Annotated in this window: 14 protein-coding genes; 10 read left to right on the forward strand and 4 right to left on the reverse strand. The window is 34.6% G+C overall.

Going from position 1 to position 22,578, the window contains the following annotated elements:
• Positions 1-170 precede the first annotated feature (170 nt).
• Complete coding sequence (locus CAT7_RS06160) at positions 171-1,379, forward strand: YncE family protein (protein ID WP_007723270.1); 1,209 nt, start codon at positions 171-173, stop codon at positions 1,377-1,379.
• Positions 1,380-1,548: 169 nt separating this feature from the next.
• On the opposite strand, the gene CAT7_RS06165 is transcribed toward CAT7_RS06160, so the two are convergent.
• Genes CAT7_RS06165 through CAT7_RS06175 form a run of 3 tightly spaced genes read right to left on the reverse strand, consistent with a single transcriptional unit; the run spans position 1,549 to position 5,062 of the window.
• On the reverse strand, positions 1,549-2,943 hold the full coding sequence (locus CAT7_RS06165; RefSeq protein ID WP_007723271.1) for a sensor histidine kinase: 1,395 nt from the start codon (positions 2,941-2,943) through the stop codon (positions 1,549-1,551).
• Positions 2,927-3,628: a response regulator transcription factor gene (locus CAT7_RS06170; RefSeq protein WP_007723273.1), complete on the reverse strand. Its 702-nt coding sequence runs from the start codon at positions 3,626-3,628 to the stop codon at positions 2,927-2,929. Before CAT7_RS06170 ends, CAT7_RS06165 begins: the two co-directional genes overlap by 17 nt.
• A 45-nt stretch (positions 3,629-3,673) precedes the next feature.
• The gene (locus tag CAT7_RS06175) at positions 3,674-5,062 is read right to left on the reverse strand and encodes a multicopper oxidase family protein (protein ID WP_156780521.1); all 1,389 of its coding nucleotides are present in this window, start codon (positions 5,060-5,062) and stop codon (positions 3,674-3,676) included.
• A gap of 70 nt (positions 5,063-5,132) precedes the next feature.
• On the opposite strand from CAT7_RS06175, the gene CAT7_RS12545 reads away from it, so the two are divergent.
• On the forward strand, positions 5,133-5,378 hold the full coding sequence (locus tag CAT7_RS12545; protein WP_007723277.1) for a hypothetical protein: 246 nt from the start codon (positions 5,133-5,135) through the stop codon (positions 5,376-5,378).
• Between the two features lie 116 nt (positions 5,379-5,494).
• Here the strand turns inward: CAT7_RS12545 and CAT7_RS06185 are convergent, their stop codons facing one another.
• Positions 5,495-5,872, reverse strand: a complete 378-nt coding sequence (locus CAT7_RS06185; protein WP_007723280.1) for a hypothetical protein — start codon at positions 5,870-5,872, stop codon at positions 5,495-5,497.
• Positions 5,873-6,194: 322 nt separating this feature from the next.
• Here CAT7_RS06185 and CAT7_RS06190 point away from each other — a divergent pair, with 322 nt between their 5' ends.
• The 8 genes from CAT7_RS06190 (at position 6,195) to CAT7_RS06230 (ending at position 22,574) form a co-directional block, all read left to right on the forward strand.
• Positions 6,195-6,782 (forward strand): recombinase family protein, encoded by a 588-nt coding sequence (locus CAT7_RS06190; protein ID WP_007723283.1) that lies wholly within the window; start codon positions 6,195-6,197, stop codon positions 6,780-6,782.
• Positions 6,783-6,990: 208 nt separating this feature from the next.
• Entirely contained in the window at positions 6,991-8,613 is a 1,623-nt protein-coding gene (locus tag CAT7_RS06195) for a type I restriction-modification system subunit M (RefSeq protein WP_007723290.1), read from the forward strand.
• A complete protein-coding gene (locus CAT7_RS06200; RefSeq protein ID WP_007723292.1) occupies positions 8,606-9,844 on the forward strand; it encodes a restriction endonuclease subunit S in 1,239 nt (412 codons plus the stop codon). Before CAT7_RS06195 ends, CAT7_RS06200 begins: the two co-directional genes overlap by 8 nt.
• Before the next feature lie 23 nt (positions 9,845-9,867).
• Positions 9,868-12,912: a type I restriction endonuclease subunit R gene (locus CAT7_RS06205; protein WP_007723296.1), complete on the forward strand. Its 3,045-nt coding sequence runs from the start codon at positions 9,868-9,870 to the stop codon at positions 12,910-12,912.
• Positions 12,913-13,010: 98 nt separating this feature from the next.
• Positions 13,011-14,018: a DNA/RNA non-specific endonuclease gene (locus CAT7_RS06210; protein WP_007723305.1), complete on the forward strand. Its 1,008-nt coding sequence runs from the start codon at positions 13,011-13,013 to the stop codon at positions 14,016-14,018.
• 85 nt (positions 14,019-14,103) lie between these two features.
• Positions 14,104-14,979: an AlbA family DNA-binding domain-containing protein gene (locus CAT7_RS06215; protein WP_007723308.1), complete on the forward strand. Its 876-nt coding sequence runs from the start codon at positions 14,104-14,106 to the stop codon at positions 14,977-14,979.
• Between the two features lie 47 nt (positions 14,980-15,026).
• Positions 15,027-16,153 (forward strand): IS3 family transposase gene (locus tag CAT7_RS06225; protein ID WP_156780522.1). Its coding sequence is split into 2 segments (ribosomal slippage): positions 15,027-15,276 and positions 15,276-16,153, totalling 1,128 coding nucleotides; the frame shifts between segments, so codons are not numbered across the junction.
• Between the two features lie 82 nt (positions 16,154-16,235).
• Positions 16,236-22,574, forward strand: coding sequence for a SpaA isopeptide-forming pilin-related protein (locus CAT7_RS06230; RefSeq protein ID WP_035019436.1), 6,339 nt, complete (start codon positions 16,236-16,238; stop codon positions 22,572-22,574).
• Positions 22,575-22,578 lie beyond the last annotated feature (4 nt).

Here is a 22,578-nt window from a genome sequence, read left to right on the forward strand (position 1 = left end):
TTTGGACAAAAGGGTTCCTGCTAGAATCTTTTTGCCCTTTTCGTGATGAAATGACAGTGCCGTAATCTTCTCAGAAACCTACGGAAAAATTATGAATAATTCAGGCATTTGTAGATCAATAAAAATAGTACGAAAAGTAAAAAGTACGTAGTAAAAAAGGGGATATTAAAATGAAAAAAAGAATCATTTTAGCAATAGTGTCATCAGTGAGTCTCTTGCTTGCAGCTTGTGGTCAAGAAGATTCAACAAGTAGTCAAAATTCTTCTCAACAAGAAATCGTATCAACGTCACAAGAATCTAGTGAGGGTCAATCTAGTTCTAAAGAAGAAAAGAAGGAACAAACAGAAGCCTATTACACTTCCGATACCGGAAGTGTAACCAAAGTAGATGCTCAAACGCACGAAGTTGTGGATACGATTGCCATCGATGGGTCCGCACATAATGTACAAATTTCACCTGATGAAAAAGTCATTGGTGTAACAATTGTTCCCAGCGAGGGGCATGCTGAAGACAGTTCAGATAGTAATGAAAGTATGGAGATGGAACACGACGAAGATAGTGATACCAGTATGAGCAATGAAAGTATGGAGATGGGACAGGACGAAGATAGTGATACTAGTATGAGTAATGAAAGTGACGATGAAAAAGGTATTGCAGCTTTTTATGATACTGAAACAGGTGAAAAACTTGCAGAAGTTGAAGTAGGGAGTCACCCTGCTCATATCGTTTTCACTAACGATGGCAGCTATGCAGCAGTTTCCAATAATGGAGAGAACACTGTTTCAGTCATTGATGTATCTACTTATGAAGTGGTTGAAACAATCCCAACAGGCGAAGGTCCACACGGTTTTAGAATCGCTGAAGACGGAAAAACGGCTTACGTTGCCAATATGGGTGAAGACACTGTAAGCGTCCTTGATTTAGAAAGTATGGAAGAAATTAATAGAATAACTGTTGGCAGTACTCCAGCTACAACTGGTATCACCTCAGATGGACAAACGCTCTTAGTAACATTAAATGGAGAAAATGCGTTAGCAATCGTTGATCTGACAACCAATAAAGTTGAGAAAGTAGCAGTTGGAAATGGTCCTATCCAGTTGTTTGTTCAACATGATGATCAATATGTATTTGTGGCAAATGAAGGTACCGAAGAGAATCCTTCCAATACCGTTTCAAAGGTTGATTTAAATAGTAATGAAGTGGTCGAAACAATCGAAGTGGGTAGCGGTGCACATGGAGTTGTCATTAGTGAAGATGATCAATACACCTTTGTCACGAATGCATTCGATGATACGGTCAGTGTTATTGAGAATGAGACTAATGAAGTTATTGCCACGGTTGAGGTTGGTGAAACACCAAATGGGATTACTCTGAAATGATTATTAGTGTTAAGTTAAACTAAAAAATCAACTTAATGATTTCTGAAAAGGGATAAATATTCTAACGTTTAAAAATCTTAATTAGTCCTAAATTAAATGGAAAACTTTATCATGAAGCTGAAAAAGCGGTTCACTTTACATAAAAGTGAACCGCTTTTTTTGATGATTACTATCTTTTGACAGGAAGAATAACGGTAAATGTAGAACCTTTTCCATAATCACTTTTGACCGTTATGGTTCCGTTATGAGCCTTTATGATACTTTTTACGATAGATAAGCCAATTCCTTGCCCGCCTAGAAAACTATTTCTTGAAAGATCAGACATATAAAACCTCTCAAAAATACGATTAATTTCTTTTGGGTGAATTCCTTCTCCCGTATCTGCGATAGTCAATAAAGCTTGATTTTCTTCGTTGCGAATTTTTAGAGTTATTGTTCCTTCTGGGGGTGTAAATTTAACAGCATTGGATAAAAGATTTGTAATGACTTGACTTATTTTGTCCTTATCAGCGGTAATGAATAGAGGATCCCCATTTAATGCATAATAAATATTTTTCTTAACAAAAAGAGCTTCAAAATTAGAAGATATATTTTCCGCGAGAGCATATAAATCGAAAGATGTTTTGTTTAAACTATCCTGATGACTTTCAATTTCATTAATTTTATCAATGCTTCCTATAAGGCGGGTAATACGGTTCACCTCATCATAACAACTTTGAAGTCGGTCATCTGTTATTTCCCATATTCCATCTATCATAGCTTCCAGACTTCCTTTTAGTGTTGTCAATGGAGTTCTAATCTCATGAGCGATATCGGAAGATAATTGGTTTCTGATATCTTGTTGATTCTCAAGTTGAACAGAAAGAGCATTTACAGATGAAATGAGCTCATCTAGTTCCTTGATATCAGTTTTTTCAGGAGATAAACTTGTGTAATCTCCTTTAGCAATTTCTCTTGTAAAATCCTTTACTCTCACTATAGGTCCACTTATCTTTTTAGCAACCAAAGCAGCAAAAAAGATAGAAAGAATTAAAGCTACAATGGCTACTATAATAAGATTATTCTTCATATCTGCAATAAATAAAGCATCATGTTCTGAATACGCTGTGGGACCCATATAACTGATCAGAGCTTCTCCAATTTTTTGTTCACCATTAAATAAAGGAACCGTTTTTTCTACATAGTCATGCTCCATTTCGCCCATTATTTTATCCATATAGGAAGCGTTATCTTGCATTTTTTGTTTATTCCCCAATTCATCTGAAGAAGCAGGATCCCAGAGTAAATTTTTTTCATTGTCATATACCTTCAATATAATTAAATTGTGTAACGACTCTAAACCGATAGATTCAAAATCAGCAGTATTTGGCCATCCTTCATTCTCTTCATAAATTCTCTCTAAACTAGTGGTATATTCTACTATTTCAGACTCTTGTCTCTCGGCAACATATTTAGCAAAGTGATTATCCATTAGACTTAACGTCATGATACTAAATGCGCCAATTATAATGAACGAGATAGAAACAAATGAAAATATAAACTGCCACTTAATTGTACGATTCATCTTTTTTCCCACCAAATCGATAACCCATGCCGTAAACTGTTAGGATGAAATAGGGCTGTCTGGTGTTATCCTCAATTTTTTGTCGCAAGTTTTTAATATGAGAATCAATGATACGATCAAGAACGTCAAACTCAAGTCCTTTCACGTTTTCTAATAATTGTTCTCGAGAAAATATTTTTTTTGGATAGGAAGCTAATAGTGTCAATAGTTCAAATTCAGTAGGTGTCAATATGACTTCCTTCTGATTTTTAAAAACCTGTTTGTTTTCAGGATAGATTACCAAATTTCCTTTATCAAATGACCACTTAGTTTCTGTTACAACAGACGAGTCCGATCGACGCAAGACGGTTTCTACACGTGCAACTAATTCTTTAGGACTGAATGGTTTTACTATATAGTCATCAGCCCCAATCTGTAGACCGTTTAGAATATCATTTTCTGTAGACTTTGCAGTCAGCATAATGATGGGTACGTCAGAAGTTTTTCTTATTTTTTGGCAAATAACTGTACCGGATATATCCGGTAACATGAGATCCAGCACGATTAAATTTGGCTGCACCAATTCAAATTTTTCCAGTGCTTCTATTCCGTTAGAAGCACGGAATACTTGAAACCTTTTTATAGTGAGATAAGCTTCCACAATATCCAATATTTTGGGTTCATCATCTACAATTAATATTTTCAAAATCCCTTGCCTCCATTAATTTGTCTGTAACAGTTTTCAAATTTTTTATTCTACAATTATTTGTCCCATCATTCCGTTATCCTCATGTTCAAGAATATGACAGTGGTACATGAAAATTCCCTTTTTTGAAAATTCAACTTCAATCTGAACTTTTTCTCCAGGATATAATGCTATCGTATCTTTCCATCCTTGTTCGTTTGCAGGTGGAATTTTTCCATTCCGGTCTAATACTTTGAACTGAACGCCATGTAAATGGAAAGGATGTATCATCCCACCCATCATATCATTTAAATTATTTATTTCCCATATTTCTGTGGTACCTGTTTTTGCCTGTAGATCCATCCGATCCATGTCAAACTGTTTTCCATTAATAGCAACCATATTTCCCATACCGCTGAAGGTGATTTTTTTATCTGGAACAGAAACTTTATCAAAATCATTTGAAAAAGAATTTAAATTTTTCGGTAATGATCCAACCTCAGAGTTTATTTCTTCCACAACCTTTATGGAAAGGACTTCAGCATTTCCGTTCATTAATTTTACATTATCTCCTTTTTTATAGTCGCTTACATCTACTACAATTTCAGCTCTTTCACCAGGAACTAATTGAAGAGTATCCATCTGTACTGGTTTATTCAGGAAACCTCCATCAGAGGCAATCTGATAAAAACTTTCCTTACTCGACAGATTAAATTGATAATTCCGTGCATTTGAGCCATTGACAAGACGTAACCTTATTTTTTCGTTTTTCACCTCTATATAAGGATTGATTGTTCCATTTACTAGCAGAGTATCTCCTTGTGTACCATCCATATTTTGGATGTCTTGATAATTAAATTGGTTGTCTTCGTCAAAAAAACGGTCTTGAACAATGATTGGAAAATCATTGATACCATAATCTTTGGGAAGATCCAATGAATCAGAGTTTTCGTCTTCAACATAAATTAATCCAGCCAATCCGTTATAAACTTGTTCACCAGTACGACCTTCAGGATGGGGATGAAACCATAAAGTAGCAGCTTCTTGCATCACTGCGAAATCAACAGTGGCTGTTCCATTTGGTTTAATAGGACTGTGGGGGCCACCATCAACATTTGACGGTATTTTTAAACCATGCCAGTGAAAAGAAGTATTTTCTTTCAATTTATTGATGGTAGTAAGATGTACATTCTGACCTTTGCGAATACGTATGATAGGACCGAGATAGGAACCGTTATACCCATACGTTTCTGTTAAACTTCCATCTTTGAATGCTGTTGTTCCTGATTGAGTTTTTATAGTATAAAAAATATCTGTTGAAGTTTCTTGGTCACTTTCCAAAAGTTGTGGTAACTTGAGTTTACTCTCTACTTGAGAATTATTAATAATGTCCATAATATTGCTTGATTCCATCTGATCATTACCCATCATAGAATTTGTTTCATTATTGGACATTCCTATCCGTTCCTCATTATTGTCATCATTTAAGGAAAAATTTGTTTTGTTATAGGTTAGAATTAAAGTAATGGATACAACTATTAATAAAATCAAAGAAACTATTAATAGTGCAATAAGTGCATTTTTTTTAATTTTACTTCCTCCTAATACCGGTGTATTTAGTACTAGTATAACCCAAATTTATGGAGAAACTATGGAGGGGGATCAACGTTCATATAAAAAAGATCACCTTATAAATAAAATAATTGTTGAAAAATCAGTAATTATCTATAGCAGAATGATTCATACTTTTTCGTATGTCAAATTAAACTAAAATGATCACTTGAAAAGTATTATTTAAGTGTACCCAAAATAGACATACACAAAATAATGATTTCTAATATTTTGTGTATGTCTATTATAAGTGTTGAACAACTACTAAAACGAACTTTATTTTTTTGTACACTTGACTCTGACACTTCCAGCAGGATTTACTTCAAAATCGATATTATAATCTTTAAAAAGTGCAAATAAAAGTAAAACTCCTCCTATGGACATAGCAGTTATTACTACTCCAGGTCCTCCTATTGCAGTAGTAGAAGTAGCCATAATTGCGCTTGAAACCCCTGCAGATGTCCCGCCTGTAAACGGTGTCGCTGCTGCTCCTACCCCGAAGGCTATAGATAGTCCGATTGCTACTTTTTTGCTTAATTTAGATATTTTTCTTGTTTTGTATAATTTTTTTGCTAGCTCTCCTATTACTATAAATTCTTCTTGGTTTTCTTTTTTAGCTTTCTTTAGCTGTTCTTTAGTTTCAATAATTAACATATGTACGATCTCCTTAAAAAACATGTTTTTTTAATTATACTATAGTTTATATATTTAAAGTTTAATAAAAGAAGCTCTTATCATATTCTATATTTCACTCAACTATTAGCATATCTAAATATCGTTATCATTTGTCCTGGAATAAGACTCATTTACTTCTTTTTACAAAGATAGCTATTTATAGTCTATATTTTTAGTATCATAGGTTGATATAGTGTCATAACTTAAGAGTATTGACTATGAATTATTAATCCAGTAAAATCAATACATACAACGGTGTCATAACTTATGTTCGAAAGTAAACAGAAAAGTGGGTGAAAGTATGAAATATGGTTATGCAAGAGTGAGTACTCGGCACCAAGATTTAGAAGGACAGATGCGTCAACTAGAAGAGGAACATTGTGACAAAATTTATTTTGAAAAAATTACTGGAACAAAAAAAGATCGTCCAGAATTTCAGAAGCTGATCCAAACTATTCAGGTTGGAGATACATTAGTCGTAACAAAACTCGATCGATTCGCTCGAAGTACTCAGGATGCTCTAAACACAATTAAATTACTTTTTGAAAAAGGAGTTAAAATTAACGTATTAAATTTAGGTGTGATTGAGAATACATCTACTGGTAGGCTCATTTTTACTATTTTTAGTGCTTTCGCAGATTTTGAACGAGACTTAATCGTAGAACGAACTCAAGAAGGAAAAGAAATAGCTAAGCAGCGACCAGGATATCGAGAAGGTCGTCCTAAAAAATTCTCTCAACAGCAGATCAATCTGGCAATGAGTCTACTAGAGACTAACTCTTACACACAGGTAGAGAAAATGACTGGGATTAGTAAGAGTACGTTAACAAGATATAAACGAAAGAGAGAACATCTACTTAACAAAAAAACGGATAGTCAGGACGCATAGAAAACAGGATGGAAAATAGACAACAAATTGACAATATTTAAAAAAAAATCTTATTTCTACTTAAAAGAGCTATACTAGTAGAAGCTTGAGTAGATTATTTAATTAGACATATAATAGAAGAAACAGAAATAAAAAGGCATGTCATTTATCGAAATAATAAAGATTTGAAAATATAACTAGACTAGATTAAAGAGGAGATATTTACATAATGACAGAAAAAATAGAAAAAAGTTCAACGACCTTGTATCAAGCTCTATGGAATTCAGCGGATATTTTGCGTTCAAAAATGGATGCAAACGAATATAAAAGTTATTTATTAGGATTGGTTTTTTATAAATACCTATCAGATAACATGCTTCGTTATGTATCAGTCTTACTAGAAGAAGAAACAGAAGATTTACAAGTAGCTCAAAAGTTGTACGTAGAAGCGTGTGAAGATAGTGCGATTAAAGAAGATCTATTAGAAGAATTACAAGATGAGTTTTCCTATACGATTGAACCACAATTAACGTTTACAGCACAAGTTAACGCTATTCATGACGGTTCGTTTCAATTAGAAGACTTAGTGCAAGGATTTCGTGATATCGAGCAATCTAGTGAAATATTTGAAAATCTTTTTGAAGACATTGATTTGTATTCTAAAAAATTAGGGGTATCGCCACAAAAACAAAACAAAACCATTGCGGATGTTATGAAAGAATTATCGGTTCTTAACATGGCTGGTCATGCAGGAGATGTCTTAGGGGACGCTTATGAGTACTTAATCGGTCAATTTGCTTCTGAATCCGGTAAAAAAGCGGGAGAATTTTATACCCCTCAACCTGTCGCAAAATTAATGACTCAAATCGTTCTTCAAGGAAAAGAAAATCAAAAAGGTTTTTCTGTTTATGACCCGACAATGGGATCCGGTTCGTTGTTGTTAAATGCTAAGAAATACTCGAATGAACCTGGAACGATTTCTTACTTTGGACAAGAACTCAATACCTCAACCTATAACTTAGCGCGCATGAATATGATTCTTCACGGTGTCTCGACAGCAAACCAAGATCTTCATAATGCCGACACGTTAGACCAAGACTGGCCAACAGAAGAACCAACAAACTTTGATGCTGTTCTTATGAACCCACCTTATTCTGCTAATTGGTCAGCTGATAAAGGCTTTTTAGAAGACGTTCGTTTTTCTACCTATGGCGTTTTAGCACCAAAATCAAAAGCGGACTTTGCTTTCTTATTGCATGGGTACTATCACTTAAAAGATTCTGGTGTAATGGCAATCGTCTTGCCACATGGAGTACTCTTTAGAGGTGGTGGAGAAGGAAAAATCCGTAAAGTATTATTAGAGAACGGTGCAATCGACACAGTGATTGGCTTACCCGCTAATATTTTCTTTAATACCTCTATTCCAACGACTGTTATTATCTTGAAGAAAAACCGTTCAACTAAAGATGTGCTCTTTATTGACGCTTCTCAAGGATTTGAAAAATCAAAAAATCAAAATACGTTAACGGATGAACACATTGATACGATTTTAAAAGCGCACTCTAAAAGAGAAAATAAAGAAAAGTATGCTTATGTAGCAGAATTTGAAGAGATTGTAGAAAATGATTACAACTTAAATATTCCTCGTTACGTAGATACCTTTGAAGAAGAGGAAGAAATTTCATTAGAAACGATATCTACAACAATACAACAAACGAAAAAAGATCTCACTCATGCGGAAGATGAATTATTTGGGATGTTGAATGAATTGCACGGAACAACGGAAGAAGACGATAAAAAATTAAAAGGTTTTATCTCACAGTTGATGAATGATGGTGGTAATAATGAATAAAGAAAAAATAGTTCCGAAAATTCGTTTTAAAGAATTTAGTAACAATTGGGTGAAGTGTGAGTTGGGAGAAGTTTCAGATATTTCTTCTGGTGGAACGCCTAGCAGAGGAGAAAGTAGTTATTGGAATGGTGATATTCCGTGGGCAACTACAGCAGAAGTGAAGTACTCAGAAATAACAGATACAAAAGAAAAAATTACAATTGATGGACTAAATAATTCTTCAGCAAAATTAATGCCAGTAGGAACTATTTTATTGGCTATGTACGGTCAAGGGAAAACTAGGGGTCAACTTGGAATATTGTCCATAGAAGCAGCAACAAACCAAGCAAATGCCAATATACAAGTTCATAGATATATATATAATTATTTTGTTTACTACCAACTTGTCAAAAAATATAATTTACTTAGAAATTTAGCAAATGAGGGTGGACAAGCAAATTTGAGTTTAGGTATAGTCAAAAGTGTCAATATAGTAGTAACCAATAATTTAGATGAACAGCTAAAAATTGGTGAATTTTTTAAGCAACTAGATAATATAATCACACTTCAGCAACAACTTCTTAACGACCATAAGCAACTAAAAAAAGCTATGCTGCAAAAGATGTTTCCACAAAAAGGAGAAAGTATTCCAAAAATTAGGTTTGCTGGATTTACCCAAAAATGGGAAAATCTCAAATTAAGTAGTCTTTATGTAAAAGGAGCTTCCGGTGGGACACCCAAGTCCACTAATAAATCTTATTATATAGGAAATATACCATTTTTGGGTATTTCTGATATTAGTGCTTCTAACGGGTATATATATGATACAAAAAAACGTATTTCTCAGGAAGGATTAGATAGTTCATCAGCATGGCTTGTCCCTAAAGAAGCTATTTCATTAGCCATGTATGCTTCAGTCGGAAAAGTGGCTATTTTAAAAACAGATGTTGCAACGTCACAAGCATTCTATAATATGATATTCAAAGATATAGCTACACGAAATTTTATCTTCCAATACTTGCTAAAAAAAGAATCAACAAATGGATGGAACAAATTAATTTCAACAGGGACCCAAGCAAATTTAAATGCAAAAAAAATACAAGACTTACAAATTATGGTTCCTTCACTTGAAGAACAAGAAAAAATAGGGGATCTATTTGGAAAATTAGATAAAACCATTACTCTTCATGAAAAAAAATTAGAAACCTATCAAAACTTAAAGAAAGCTATGCTACAAAAGATGTTTGTTTAAGATTAAGGAAATGAGGCGAGTGGATGGCAATCACGTTTACTTCTGAATCAGAGTTGGAACAAAATCTCATTAACCAATTGATTAGTGGAGATTCGCAATGGACCTATCGGAAAGACTTAAACACAGAAGAAAAATTATGGGTAAACCTTAGAGAAAAACTAGAACGAAACAATAAAGATGTCTTAAATGGAGTGAACCTGACGGAACAAGAATTCCGTCAGGTTCAAAACCAATTAACCTTTGCGAACTTCTATGACGCAGCTAAATGGTTGGCTGGTGAAAATGGTGTGGCAAAAGTGCAAGTCCAACGCGAAGATGCGTCTCTTGGAACCATTCGTTTAAAAGTATTAAATCGGGCAGACATAGCAGGTGGAATGTCTTCTTATGAAGTTATTAATCAATTTCAGAGTTTTAAACAAAGCGCGGATGATCGAGATCGACGTTTTGACGTCACTTTGTTGATCAATGGCTTGCCGCTGATTCATATTGAACTAAAAAATAGAGCCCATTCTTATATGGATGCGTTTAGACAGATAAAAAAATACTTAATACAAGGCAAGTTTAACGGAATTTTTTCAGCCCTTCAAATGTTTATTGTATCGAATGGCAGCGATACACGCTACATAGCTGCTGCACAAGACACAAAATTAAATGAGCAATTTTTATCGACTTGGGTGGATTCAAAAAATGATCCTGTTACGAGTTATTTAGACTTTGCCGAACATGTTTTATCGATTCCACAAGCTCATAAGATGGTAACTCAATACACCGTTATCGATAGCGATAAAAAAGCGCTAATTTTACTAAGACCGTATCAAATACACGCTATTGAGGCCATTAAACAAGCTTCTAAACGACAAGAATCAGGGTATGTCTGGCATACAACGGGTTCAGGTAAAACATTGACGTCGTATAAAGCAGCCCGTAACTTGTTGCAAATTCCTTCATTAGATAAAACCATTTTTATCGTTGACCGTGTCGATTTAGACCAACAAACGACTTCATCTTTTACTTCTTATGCAGAAAACGATGTGGTCCAAATCGATGAGACGGATAATGTCAGTGATTTGATTAAAAAATTACTCTCAGCTGATCGCTCGGTCATTGTGACGACGATTCAAAAGCTAAACCATGTTATGAAGCGTTTCGAAGGAAAAGAATCGACTCCACGGTATAAAAAATTGAAACACCTGCATGTCGCTTTTGTAGTTGATGAATGCCACCGTGCAGTCTCTCCACAAAAGAAAAAAGAGATCGAAAAATTTTTTTATCAGTCTCTTTGGTATGGATTTACCGGTACGCCTATTTTTGCTGAAAATGCTAAACAAGCTTTAGGAAACTTAGCACGAACGACGGAAGAACAATACGGCAGCCGCCTACATGAATACACCGTTAAGGAAGCGATTCACGATAAAGCGGTCTTAGGCTTTCAAATTGAATACAAGAGCACTTTTTCGGATGATGAATTAGAAGACTTGGTTTTAAAACTAGATCCAAGTATAGACCTAGCAAGTTTGTCTGAACAAGAAAAGGAACGCATGATTCCAAAATCCGTTTATGAAGACGAAAAGCATATGTTAGAAGTCATTCATTCAATTGTAAACAAATCTCGACGAAAATTAGGCTTTCAAAATGGTCCAGGTAAAACGTACAATGCTGTGTTAACGACATCTTCTATTGCACAAGCCCAACGTTACTACGACTTATTTAAAAAAGTGGTTGCTGAAGAAACACCAGTAACGATTCATGACAAAACCAAAAGTGTTTTGCCCACTTTTCCAAGAGTGGCCATTACTTATTCGATTTCTGAAAACGAGGCAACGTCTGTTAACAATCAGGAAAAAATGGCAGAAGCAATTAAAGATTACAATGAGATGTTTGGCACCTCTTTTTCTATTGAGACCATGCGGGCGTATAATAAAAACGTCAATGATCGCTTAGCACGAAAACAAGAAAAATACTTATTTAGAAAAGAACAATTGGATTTAGTGATTGTAGTGGATCGTTTGTTAACGGGCTTTGATGCACCTTGTCTCTCAACGCTTTTTATCGACCGTGCACCCATGCAGCCACATGACTTGATCCAAGCTTTTTCGCGGACCAATCGTTTATTTGATCGTTCTAAACACTTTGGTCAAGTCGTCACGTTTCAAACCCCTGCTTTATATACACAAAAAGTAAAGGATGCTCTCGTGTTGTATTCAAATGGGGGAGAGAACGAGTTATTAGCACCGGTATTCAAAGAAGCCCATCAGGCCTTTAAAGATGCTTTAGCAGGCTTAAGAAAAATCGCTCCTTCACCAGAATCTGTTGATGCATTAAGTTTAGGACAAAAGAAAAAGTATGCAAAAGCGTTTCAAGAAGTAGACAAAGCTTTTGCGGCCATTCAAGTGTATACGGAATATGAAGAGGCAGAACTAGAAAAAGAGTATCATGTCACTGTAGAAGAAATAGAACATTACCATGGAAAGTATGAAAATGTCCTAGAAGAAATAAAACCAGATCCTGAAGAAATAGACGAGCCAATAGATATGGATATGGAATATGAGCTAGAGTCTGTTAAGACAGAAGATATCAATTACGAGTATATTTTACAACTGATTCAAGCATTGGTTCCAACCTATATAGAATCTGAAATGAGCTCTGAACTAGAGTCTGATTCAGAAGAAATTGATAGCTATATCAACGATTTGAAACGAACGAATCCAAAACTTGCAGAGTTAATGGAACAATTATGGAAAGATATTCAAGAAGAACCAGAACAGTACCGTGGCAAGCAAGTCTCTAGTCTATTGGAAGAAATGATTCAAGAAGCGATCGCTTACCAAGTAAATCGTCTTTCAAAAGAATGGGCGATGAAAGAGAGCGTCTTAACTTTTTATGTCAATCATTACAACCCTAAAAAAGAAAGACAAAACGGGGAATCCGAATTAAAACGAACAAGTGATTATGAGGCATATAAAGCTACGACAGAAAATCCTGTAAAACGGTTAACGTATTGGAGAGAAATAAAGAACGCTGTTGAAGATATGATTAACGAAACGATTTTACCTTTACGCAAACCTTAGTTTAACGACGTAAACCTATAAAAAAACGAATAAAATAAACGTTCGTTAATTAACGAGCGTTTAAAAATGAAAAATATACAAAGTTTAGGAGCAATGAAATGATCGTCAAAAAACACATGCTTTCCTTTTTGATTGCTACTTCTCTTTTGTTGGGGGCTTGCAGTCCTTCAGCAAATGAGAGCGAAGCAGCAGAAAGTTATTTAGGTACAGAAACAGCAGTAGAGAGTGCTCAAACAAGTGGAAGTTCAGAGGTCAAAGAAGAGGATAGTCCAGAAGGATCCTCTTCCAATCAAACCGAAGGTACAAAAGAACAATCAGATAAGGAAAGCCAGACTGAAGAAGTAGCATCAGAAGAACCGATAGAGGGTTACAAAACGATTGTTGTAGAAGGTGGTGATCTGTCTGGACATAGAGAACCTAACGTACGTGTAAATATTGGATTTGGAAATCGTGAGTATTGGGGATTTACTAATGAACATGGGCAACTTGTTCGTGTCATAGCGGATTCGATTATCCTTCAAGATGATACAACAGAACCCCTTAAATCGAATGGTAGATATTATCATGATGAAGCAAAAGTTCCTGGTGTTGAAAATTCAAACTTCGATGAAGGACACGTGATTGCAGACTCTTTAGGTGGAGTATCTAACGCTTACAATATTACTCCACAAGATAGTATATTGAATAGACATGGTGATCAGGCTTATATGGAACGAAACATTCGTCAAGCAGGCGGAGCAACCAATTTTGAAGCCATTATTACTTATCCTGATACTGAAACACAGATTCCAAGTAAGTATAGGTATACGTATACTATTCTAGGAAATGATGTTGTTGACGAATTTCAGAACGGAAATCCTGATGAATACAACAAAGAGCAAGGGTTAACAACAAGTGAGTCAACTGAAGGTGAACCCTCACCAGAAAGTTCTATTGTAGAACCAGAAAAACCTAGTGGAGACATTTCTTCAGTCGATACAGATAATAACGGAATGGTAACAATCAAAGAAGCAAAAGATGCTGGCTTCTCCATGCCCATTACAAAAGATCATTGGCTTTATATTTATATGCGTGATAACGATGGCGATGGAATGGTTGGAGAATAATAAATATGGTTCAATCTTTCTATTTTCTCTATTTATAACAATCTGAAACGAGATATAAAATTCATAACTAGAAAGGGAACGTATTATGGATATCCATGAACTGTTAACTAACAAGTTACAAGAGAATCAAAAATTAGAATATAAAAAATATTCATTTAAAGATGGAAAATTTAATTCACTAGAACAAAAACAAAGAAGTGCTTTTCTTAAAGAGATTTGTTCTTTTGCCAACGCTGAAGGAGGAACGCTTGTCGTAGGTATTGGAGAAGATGATAACCATAATCCTATAGCTGCATCTGATGTAGGAGTAAATAAAGATACATGGGAGATGTGGGAGCAATCATTTCGATCATTTTGTAAAACAAAAATTAGACCTGTGTTACATGGAATAGCTTGTACTTTAGTTGAATATAATGATGAATTTTTGATTACTATAGATATACCTAAGAGTATTCTTAAACCTCATGCTTTTTATGATGGAAATAGAGATGAATTTTATATTCGATATGGAAACATGTGTAACCATATGAGTTACGACGATTTGAAAAGATCTTTTACTGAACTAGAATCTATTCAATCCAAAATATCAAGCTTTAGAGATAATAGACTGGCTATGCTTCTCAACGGAGAAATATTTGGAGACTTTGAAAATGAAACTATTTTAGTTCTTCATATCATTCCTCATTGGAGTATTGGGTTAAGTAATTACATTGATATAAATAGCATAAACCGCGAAGCGGTAAAGCAAGATAACTCTTTTGATGTATTCAGTCCTACTTCTAGGGGAAGTTCCAGAAGAGGAAATTTAAGTTTTAATACTGATGGAATGCTTGTTTCGTATGGTGAAAAACGTGAAACTCCTGTAATGTCTTACAGTCAGTTATTTCATAATGGAGCTATTGAATCTGTCGAAGTTAGAATGATGATGGATAGGTTACACTTAACTGGACAATTATTATAAGGTCTCTAGAATTAGAATCAATAGAAACTAAAAAGGAGATTTTTATAATGACTAGAAGACCAAGAAGGGCCTATTCAGAAGAATTTAAAAAACAAATTGTTTTACTCCACAATACAGGCAAATCCAGAAAAGAAATTTTAGCAGAATATGATCTAACGCCTTCGGCCTTTGACAAATGGGTTAAACAGAATTCCAAATCAGGATCATTTAGAGAAAAAGACAATAAGACACCTGAAGAGCTTGAGTTAGAAAGGTTAAGGAAACGAAATGCTCAATTGGAAATGGAAAATGATATTTTAAAGCAAGCAGCGCTGATATTTGGACGAAAGTCCTAGTCATCAAGAATAATGCCCATAAGTATGCCGTATCAGCGATGTGCCAGGTTTTATCTGTTCCAAGGAGTACCTATTATTACCTTTTAAAACAGAACCGAGAAAAGAAACAAGACCTCTATACAGAAGTTGTTATAAAAATTTTTCGAGATAGTCGTGAGAACTATGGAACCAGAAAAATTAAAGTCGAACTTTTAAAGAAGAAAATCCTATTATCTAGACGTAGAATTGGAAGAATTATGAAAGAAAATGGTTTAGTATCTTCTTACACTATTGCTCAGTTTAAGCCACAGAAAACACCAACAAATGAAGCGAAAATCATGAATCATTTGAACCGTGAATTTAACCAAAAGGAACCATTAAGAGTTGTCGTTAGTGATTTAACTTATGTTAGAGTGGGTGGCCAATGGAATTACGTTTGCCTGTTTGTTGATTTATTTAACCGTGAAATCATTGGTTATAGTGCAGGCAACCGAAAGGATGCACAGCTCGTTTACCAAGCTTTAGCGACGATCAAGACAGATTTGACCAATATCAAGGTATTTCATACAGACCGCGGAAATGAGTTCGATAATCGTTTAATTGATGATGTTTTAACTGCGTTTTCTATTCAACGATCGTTAAGTAATAAAGGAACGCCTTATGATAACGCTGTTGCAGAAGCCATGTTTAAAGTTTTTAAGACAGAGTTTGTTAGAAATCAGCACTTTGAGAACTTAGTCAGTTTACAAACGGGGTTAATGGACTACGTCCATTGGTACAATACGATTCGAATACATGGAACCTTAAATTATTTGACGCCTGAAGAGTATAAAATGAAGCACCTTATAAAATCTGTCTAACAAAGTGTTGCCTATCCACTACTTATATTGTAGCATACGTTATGAGAGCCAAGAACTATAAAATAACAAAGGAGGAATAAAGATGTTACTCAAAATAAGAAAGATATTTTTGTTACTAATGGTAACTACATTAGTGCTTCCAAACTTTTTATCCTTGCCATATGAAGTATTTGCTGAGGGGATAGATCCTACTGTGAATCTCTCTGTTGAATCATTAAGCTTAGCTAATTACATAGGAGAACCAGTAGATAAAATCATTTCTGGTGAGGAAATATTCTTAGCTATAGGCTGGAATAATAAGCAAGCTGAAAATAGAGCAACAAGTAAGATTGTGCTTCCTAGTAAAATAACAGCAAGTACGATCGAACAGGCAGAATTAATAAATAAAAATAAAGTCAAAGTTGGAACGTATTCAGTAGATACAAATACTATTAACTTGTCCGTAACAGAAGCAGAGGCTGCAACTGGTACGTTACTTGTTCCAATAAAAGTAACAGAAGAAAAACCTGGCAAGATTGAGTTAGAATTCTTTATAGATGGAAAAGCCTATTTATTGAAAACGTCTATTCAATCTAATGATGAGAACAAGTTAGAAGAAGAAACCGATCAAGCAATGGATCAACAAAAGGTAAATGAAGAAAATAAGGAAAACCAAGAACAAGAAGACTCAGATAAAGTAGAACAAATAGAAGAAACAAAAGATTCAGAAATAGAAGAAAAAATAGACGTAGAAAAGGTAAAAGAAACAGAAATAAAAGAAACAGAAATAAAAAATACACAAGTAATGAAGGATCGTGCAATCTTAGATCAAGATGATATCATATTTAAAAACGTTACATTTAAAGATGAAAAAGGAGAAGAATTTAATTCAACCAATCCTTATGACTTGGAAGCAAAAGAATTAGGACGCTTAAGTTTTGATTTATCACTTCCTGAAGGTCATACGGTTAAAAGTGGAGATACTTACATATTCAATCTCCCAAGTGAATTTAAACCTTCTTCAGCAACTTCAGGAACATTAGGCAGTATTGGGAAGTGGCAAGTGAGTAAAGAAGGGGAGGTTACCTTTACATTCAATGAAGGTGTAGATGGAGATAACGTGACAGGTAGCTTTTGGTTTGAGGTTTTTTTAGAAGAAAGCTTAATGGACGGAACTATCGAACAAGAGATTCCATTTGAAGAAGGATCTAATACAACGATTAAGTTTCCAGTTAAACCAAAAGGTGGGAAACTAATTGATAAAAAAGGAACAATTAATAACAATGGACAGAACTCAGACGAAGCTTACTGGCAGGTGGATATAAATACTGGCTTAGAGCAGTTGACAACTCCGACAGTGACAGACTCTATTCCAACTAATATGAGTTATCAAGAAGGAAGCTTAGTTGTGTATACGCTTGATGTGGATATTTTCGGTAACCGCACAGAGTCTACTGTAGTAGATGCAACAAAATATTCAGTTAAAACAGATGAGAATGGAAAGTTGATTATTTTATTTGATGGACTGACAGAAGAAGAATCTGCTAAAGCCTATCTATTGAAGTATACGACAAATATCATTGAACCAAAAAAGGGGTTTGAAGGAACACAAGTATTTAAAAATACAGCTACCTTAACTAATAATCAAAAGACCACAAGTGCTTCAACAACAGTTAGTAGTAATTATGGGAAATCGATTGAAAAAGGGGCACCTGAATATAATCAGCAGCACCAGACTTTTGATTGGACAATAAACTACAATTTCAATCAAAAGGTTATTGATGCAGATAAGGCAAGTATTAAAGATAGCTGGACTCCGATAGATGTAATGGAATTGGTCCCAGAAGAATTTGCTGCTTTTCCAGTTGAATTCGATGAAAATGGCAAGGCAACAGTAAGTGAAATTGCGATTTCTCCTGACAAATATGTACTCGTTAATGATAAGTCTGGTTTCTCTTTAACCTTTAAGGACCAAGTTGAGGGACAAGCTTACCAAATAAAATACCAAACAAAAATTCTTGGCTCTACTGGAACAGGTATTGTTAATAATAATGGTACTGTAAAAAACCAAGTAGAAACAGGTACTGAAAATAAAACTGGCAGTAGCGGTACATGGAAACAAAAAGGGATCACGAAAAAACATGTGAAAACAGATGTTACTAATAAGTCTATTGACTGGGAAATTAAACTAAACGAGAATGGTTACCTAATGGAAAATCTTCTATTAGAAGATAAATTTATTGGTGACGGATTAAGCTTGATTGAAAACCAAGTGAATTCTAGTAAATATGAATTAAAAATTGTTGATGCTAATGGAAAAGAATTTACGGAGTATACTCCGACGTATACCGAACCTAGTCCGGGATCTCCAGGAGGATTTAAAATCCAATTTAACAAACCGATTAACGAATCTTATACACTTAGCTACAAAACCTATTTTGAACGAAATTCAGATGGTACAGCTTCTTATGGAAATGGAGCAACGATTAAATGGTCTGAAGGTGAAAATGACTATAACAGTAGCAGTCAAGAGGTTGTAGTGACACCTGGAGGACACACAGCTAAAAATGGAGTTAAGTCAGGGAAATATAATGCCCAAAACAAACAAGTTTCTTGGGAAGTGAATACAAACTATGCACGATTGCCAATTGTTTCACCTTATAAAATTAGTGATACAATTCCTAAAAACCAAGAATTTGTTGACGAAACACTTGAAGTGTATAGCTATGTAGTAAATGCGAAGGGAGATATTGTTAGTAAAGATAAAATTTCTTCGGATAAGTACACAATTGAATTCCCTAACAAGGAGAACAAAAATAATTTAACCATTATACTCAAAGATACTTTCGTTGGTGAGAAAACAGCTATAGGGATTAGTTTTGACACAAAATTCACCGATGAATGGGTACAAGATGCTACAGTGACGAATAAAGCTGAAGTTACAAACGGAGAAAATATATTTAATTTAGAAGCCTCTGTTGAAATACCGAATGGTGGAAAATATGCAAATAAATCAGGAAAACAAGCTGGAGAATTTAATGAACGTGTGGACTGGAGTATTGTATTGAATCCTACTCAGACCAAAGTTTCTAATTACACGTTAACAGATAATCCTGATTTAAATTCTGTCTTGATGGAAGATACATTTATTCTTTATGAAGCAAAAGTTGATACAAAAGGAAATGTTACAAAGACTGACCACATACTAGAAAAAAATGTTGATTATATCCTAGATGTTAAAACAGATAATGGTACAGGAAAACAACAATTCAGTTTGAAATTTGAAAATGATATTACTAAAGCTTATATATTAGAATATAGTTCATATATCGACCCTCTATTATCAAAGGGTGAAGAAATAAAAAACGAATATGGAGTTACAGGAGAGACAACAGAAACTATAGAATCTTCAGATATAAAAACGGTAACTAAAAATAACGCTGGCGGTGGAGATGGTTCTAGCATTCGTGGCGGACTGTCTATCCAAAAGGAAAATGAAAAAGGGACCGTATTACAAGATGCAGTATTCAATTTATATACCAGAGATGGAAAACAACTCTTACGTACGGGTACCACGGATGAAAAAGGAATTCTAAAATTTGGCGGTTTACGTAGAGGAAATTACCTTCTTAAAGAAGTAACAGCCCCAGAAGGTTATGTTATAAATGATAAATTAGCCAAAGGAGTCATCATTGATTTATCTTTTAGTAAGGACAACCCATTTGTCGATTTTAAATATATTAATAAATTAACAAAAATTCAAATTAATAAAATTGGAGCAAATAAGTTACCAATTACTAAATCGGCTACATTTACTATTTATGATAAAGATGAAAAAGTCGTACGTAGCAATATTGAAACCGTTAATGGAACGGTTATTGTCGAAGATTTAGCACCTGGAAATTATTTTTTAGAAGAACAGGTTGCACCAGACGGCTATATTCGAAATACAAATAAGATTCCGTTTACTATCACAATTAATGAAGATGGAACGCAAACTATTCCAATAATCGATGTAGTAAACCACCAAGGTAGTGTTGAGTGGAAAAAAACAACGAAAACGGGTGAACCTTTAGCTGGCGCAGTATTTAATGTATTGAATAAAGACGGCGTCATCGTTGCAGAAAATGTTGTTTCTGATGAAGCTGGATTAGTTTCAGTCAATGATTTGGCACCAGGCACCTATACGATTCAAGAAACTACTACTGTCGATGGGTATTTATTAAACACAGAAACGGTAGAATTTACCATAGCTTCTAGTTCAGAAGGTACGCCTGTAACACTTTCTATAGATAATTTTAAAAATTATCAAGGGACAGCTCAATTAATAAAAACAAATGAAGCTGGGAAAGTATTGAAAGATGCGGTCTTCGAAGTACGAAACTCAGACGGTAAAGTGATGGATACACTAACATCAGATGAGAATGGCAGAATCATGGCCGAAGGCCTTGCGCCAGGAAACTATACATTTGTAGAAATTTCTTCTCCAGATGGTTATATCACGAACACGCAACCTGTCTCATTTATTATTGCGACTGAGGCAGAAGGTGAACCAGAAATGATTAATACTGGAAACTTTGAAAATTATCAAGGATCCGTTATCTTACAAAAAACAGACGCAACTAATAAGGATTTAGCAGGTGCAGCATTTGATTTATATGATGCAAACGGCAACTTGATCCAAGCAGATGTGATCTCAAATAAAAAAGGTCAAGTCAAAGTAGAAAACTTAGCACCAGGAAACTACGTATTTAAAGAAACAAAAGCTCCAAATGGTTATGTATTAAATGAAACAGAGATTACATTCACCGTAGCATCAGAGCATATCGGAAAACCAGAACAAATAAAGGCAGGAAGCTTTATTAACTATCAAGGATCCGTTGTTTTAGAAAAAGTTGATTCTAAAGGAAAAGCTTTAGCAGACGCTGTTTTTGATGTGGTAGATTCCGAAGGAATGATCGTCCAAAAAGACTTAATGTCTACTAAAGACGGCAAAATATTCGTTGAAAATCTTGCTCCTGGAGAGTATACATTTATTGAAACAGTCGCTCCTAAAGGCTACGTTTTAAATGAAACAACGGTACCTTTTACAATCGTTGATTCAGCAAAAGGCAAGCCGGTAGAAGTTGACGTTAAAACATTCGTAAACTACCAAGGTAGTGTTGAGTGGAAAAAAACAACGAAAACGGGTGAACCTTTAGCTGGCGCAGTATTTAATGTATTGAATAAAGACGGCATCATCGTTGCAGAAAATGTTGTTTCTGATGAAGCTGGATTAGTTTCAGTCAATGATTTGGCACCAGGCACCTATACGATTCAAGAAACTACTACTGTCGATGGGTATTTATTAAACACAGAAACGGTAGAATTTACCATAGCTTCTAGTTCAGAAGGTACGCCTGTAACACTTTCTATAGATAATTTTAAAAATTATCAAGGGACAGCTCAATTAATAAAAACAAATGAAGCTGGGAAAGTATTGAAAGATGCGGTCTTCGAAGTACGAAACTCAGACGGTAAAGTGATGGATACACTAACATCAGATGAGAATGGCAGAATCATGGCCGAAGGCCTTGCGCCAGGAAACTATACATTTGTAGAGGTAAAAGCACCGGGAAATTATGTGAAGGATACAACAGATTATCCATTTACTATTCTAGATAAATTTGAAGGAGAACCTGAAGTAGTTACAGTTGGAGACGTTCAGAACTTCAAAGGAAGTGTTGTACTAGAAAAGGTTGATGTATCAGGTAAAGGATTGAGTAATGCAGTATTTGAAATAAGAGATAGTAAAGATAATCTGATTCAATCAGGACTGACTTCTAATAATAATGGTAAGGTAAAGGTAAATGGACTTGCGCCTGGAAAGTATACTATTAGCGAAACCCAAGCACCTGAAGGCTACGTCAGGAATACAGATGTAGTAGAGTTTGATATTAAAGATACTACAAAAGGTAAACCTGCTACTGTCCAATTAGGACAATTTATTAATTACCAAGGTTCATTGGAAATTCTTAAAGTAGATGAGAACGAAAAAGCTTTACAAGGCGCTGAATTCTCAATTTTAGATAATGATGGAAAGAAAGTTTATAGTCAATTAAAAAGTGATAACGAAGGGCGCATTCTAGTTGAAGGACTTGCACCAGGATATTACTCTTTAATAGAAACTAAAGCACCTAAGTCATATATCCATTCTAATAAGCCGATATCATTTGAAATAGCCAAAGAATCAAATGGTTCAGTAAAAAGAATTCAATTAAAAGTTATAAATAAAAAAGAGTCATTAAATACTGCAATAACAGATGATGCAAGCAACTCCGGCTCTGGATCCGGCTTATTACCTCAAACTGGGGCAGAAATGTTAAATACTTTATTAGTATTACTAGGGTTGCTATTTATTTCTTCTGGTATTTTCTTAGTTAAGCGCCAAAATGATAAATAGGAAA

The sequence above is a fragment of the Carnobacterium sp. AT7 genome (genome assembly GCF_000171855.1).
Taxonomy (GTDB): Bacteria; Bacillota; Bacilli; order Lactobacillales; family Carnobacteriaceae; genus Carnobacterium_B; species Carnobacterium_B jeotgali.

Coding starts and splice junctions, on each gene's coding strand:
- CAT7_RS06160 (WP_007723270.1), top strand. CDS start 171: ATGAAAAAAAGAATCATTTTAGCAATAGTGTCATCAGTGAGTCTCTTG.
- CAT7_RS06165 (WP_007723271.1), bottom strand. CDS start 2,943: ATGAATCGTACAATTAAGTGGCAGTTTATATTTTCATTTGTTTCTATC.
- CAT7_RS06175 (WP_156780521.1), bottom strand. CDS start 5,062: ATGTCCAATAATGAAACAAATTCTATGATGGGTAATGATCAGATGGAA.
- CAT7_RS12545 (WP_007723277.1), top strand. CDS start 5,133: ATGGATACAACTATTAATAAAATCAAAGAAACTATTAATAGTGCAATA.
- CAT7_RS06185 (WP_007723280.1), bottom strand. CDS start 5,872: ATGTTAATTATTGAAACTAAAGAACAGCTAAAGAAAGCTAAAAAAGAA.
- CAT7_RS06190 (WP_007723283.1), top strand. CDS start 6,195: ATGAAATATGGTTATGCAAGAGTGAGTACTCGGCACCAAGATTTAGAA.
- CAT7_RS06195 (WP_007723290.1), top strand. CDS start 6,991: ATGACAGAAAAAATAGAAAAAAGTTCAACGACCTTGTATCAAGCTCTA.
- CAT7_RS06200 (WP_007723292.1), top strand. CDS start 8,606: ATGAATAAAGAAAAAATAGTTCCGAAAATTCGTTTTAAAGAATTTAGT.
- CAT7_RS06205 (WP_007723296.1), top strand. CDS start 9,868: ATGGCAATCACGTTTACTTCTGAATCAGAGTTGGAACAAAATCTCATT.
- CAT7_RS06210 (WP_007723305.1), top strand. CDS start 13,011: ATGATCGTCAAAAAACACATGCTTTCCTTTTTGATTGCTACTTCTCTT.
- CAT7_RS06215 (WP_007723308.1), top strand. CDS start 14,104: ATGGATATCCATGAACTGTTAACTAACAAGTTACAAGAGAATCAAAAA.
- CAT7_RS06230 (WP_035019436.1), top strand. CDS start 16,236: ATGTTACTCAAAATAAGAAAGATATTTTTGTTACTAATGGTAACTACA.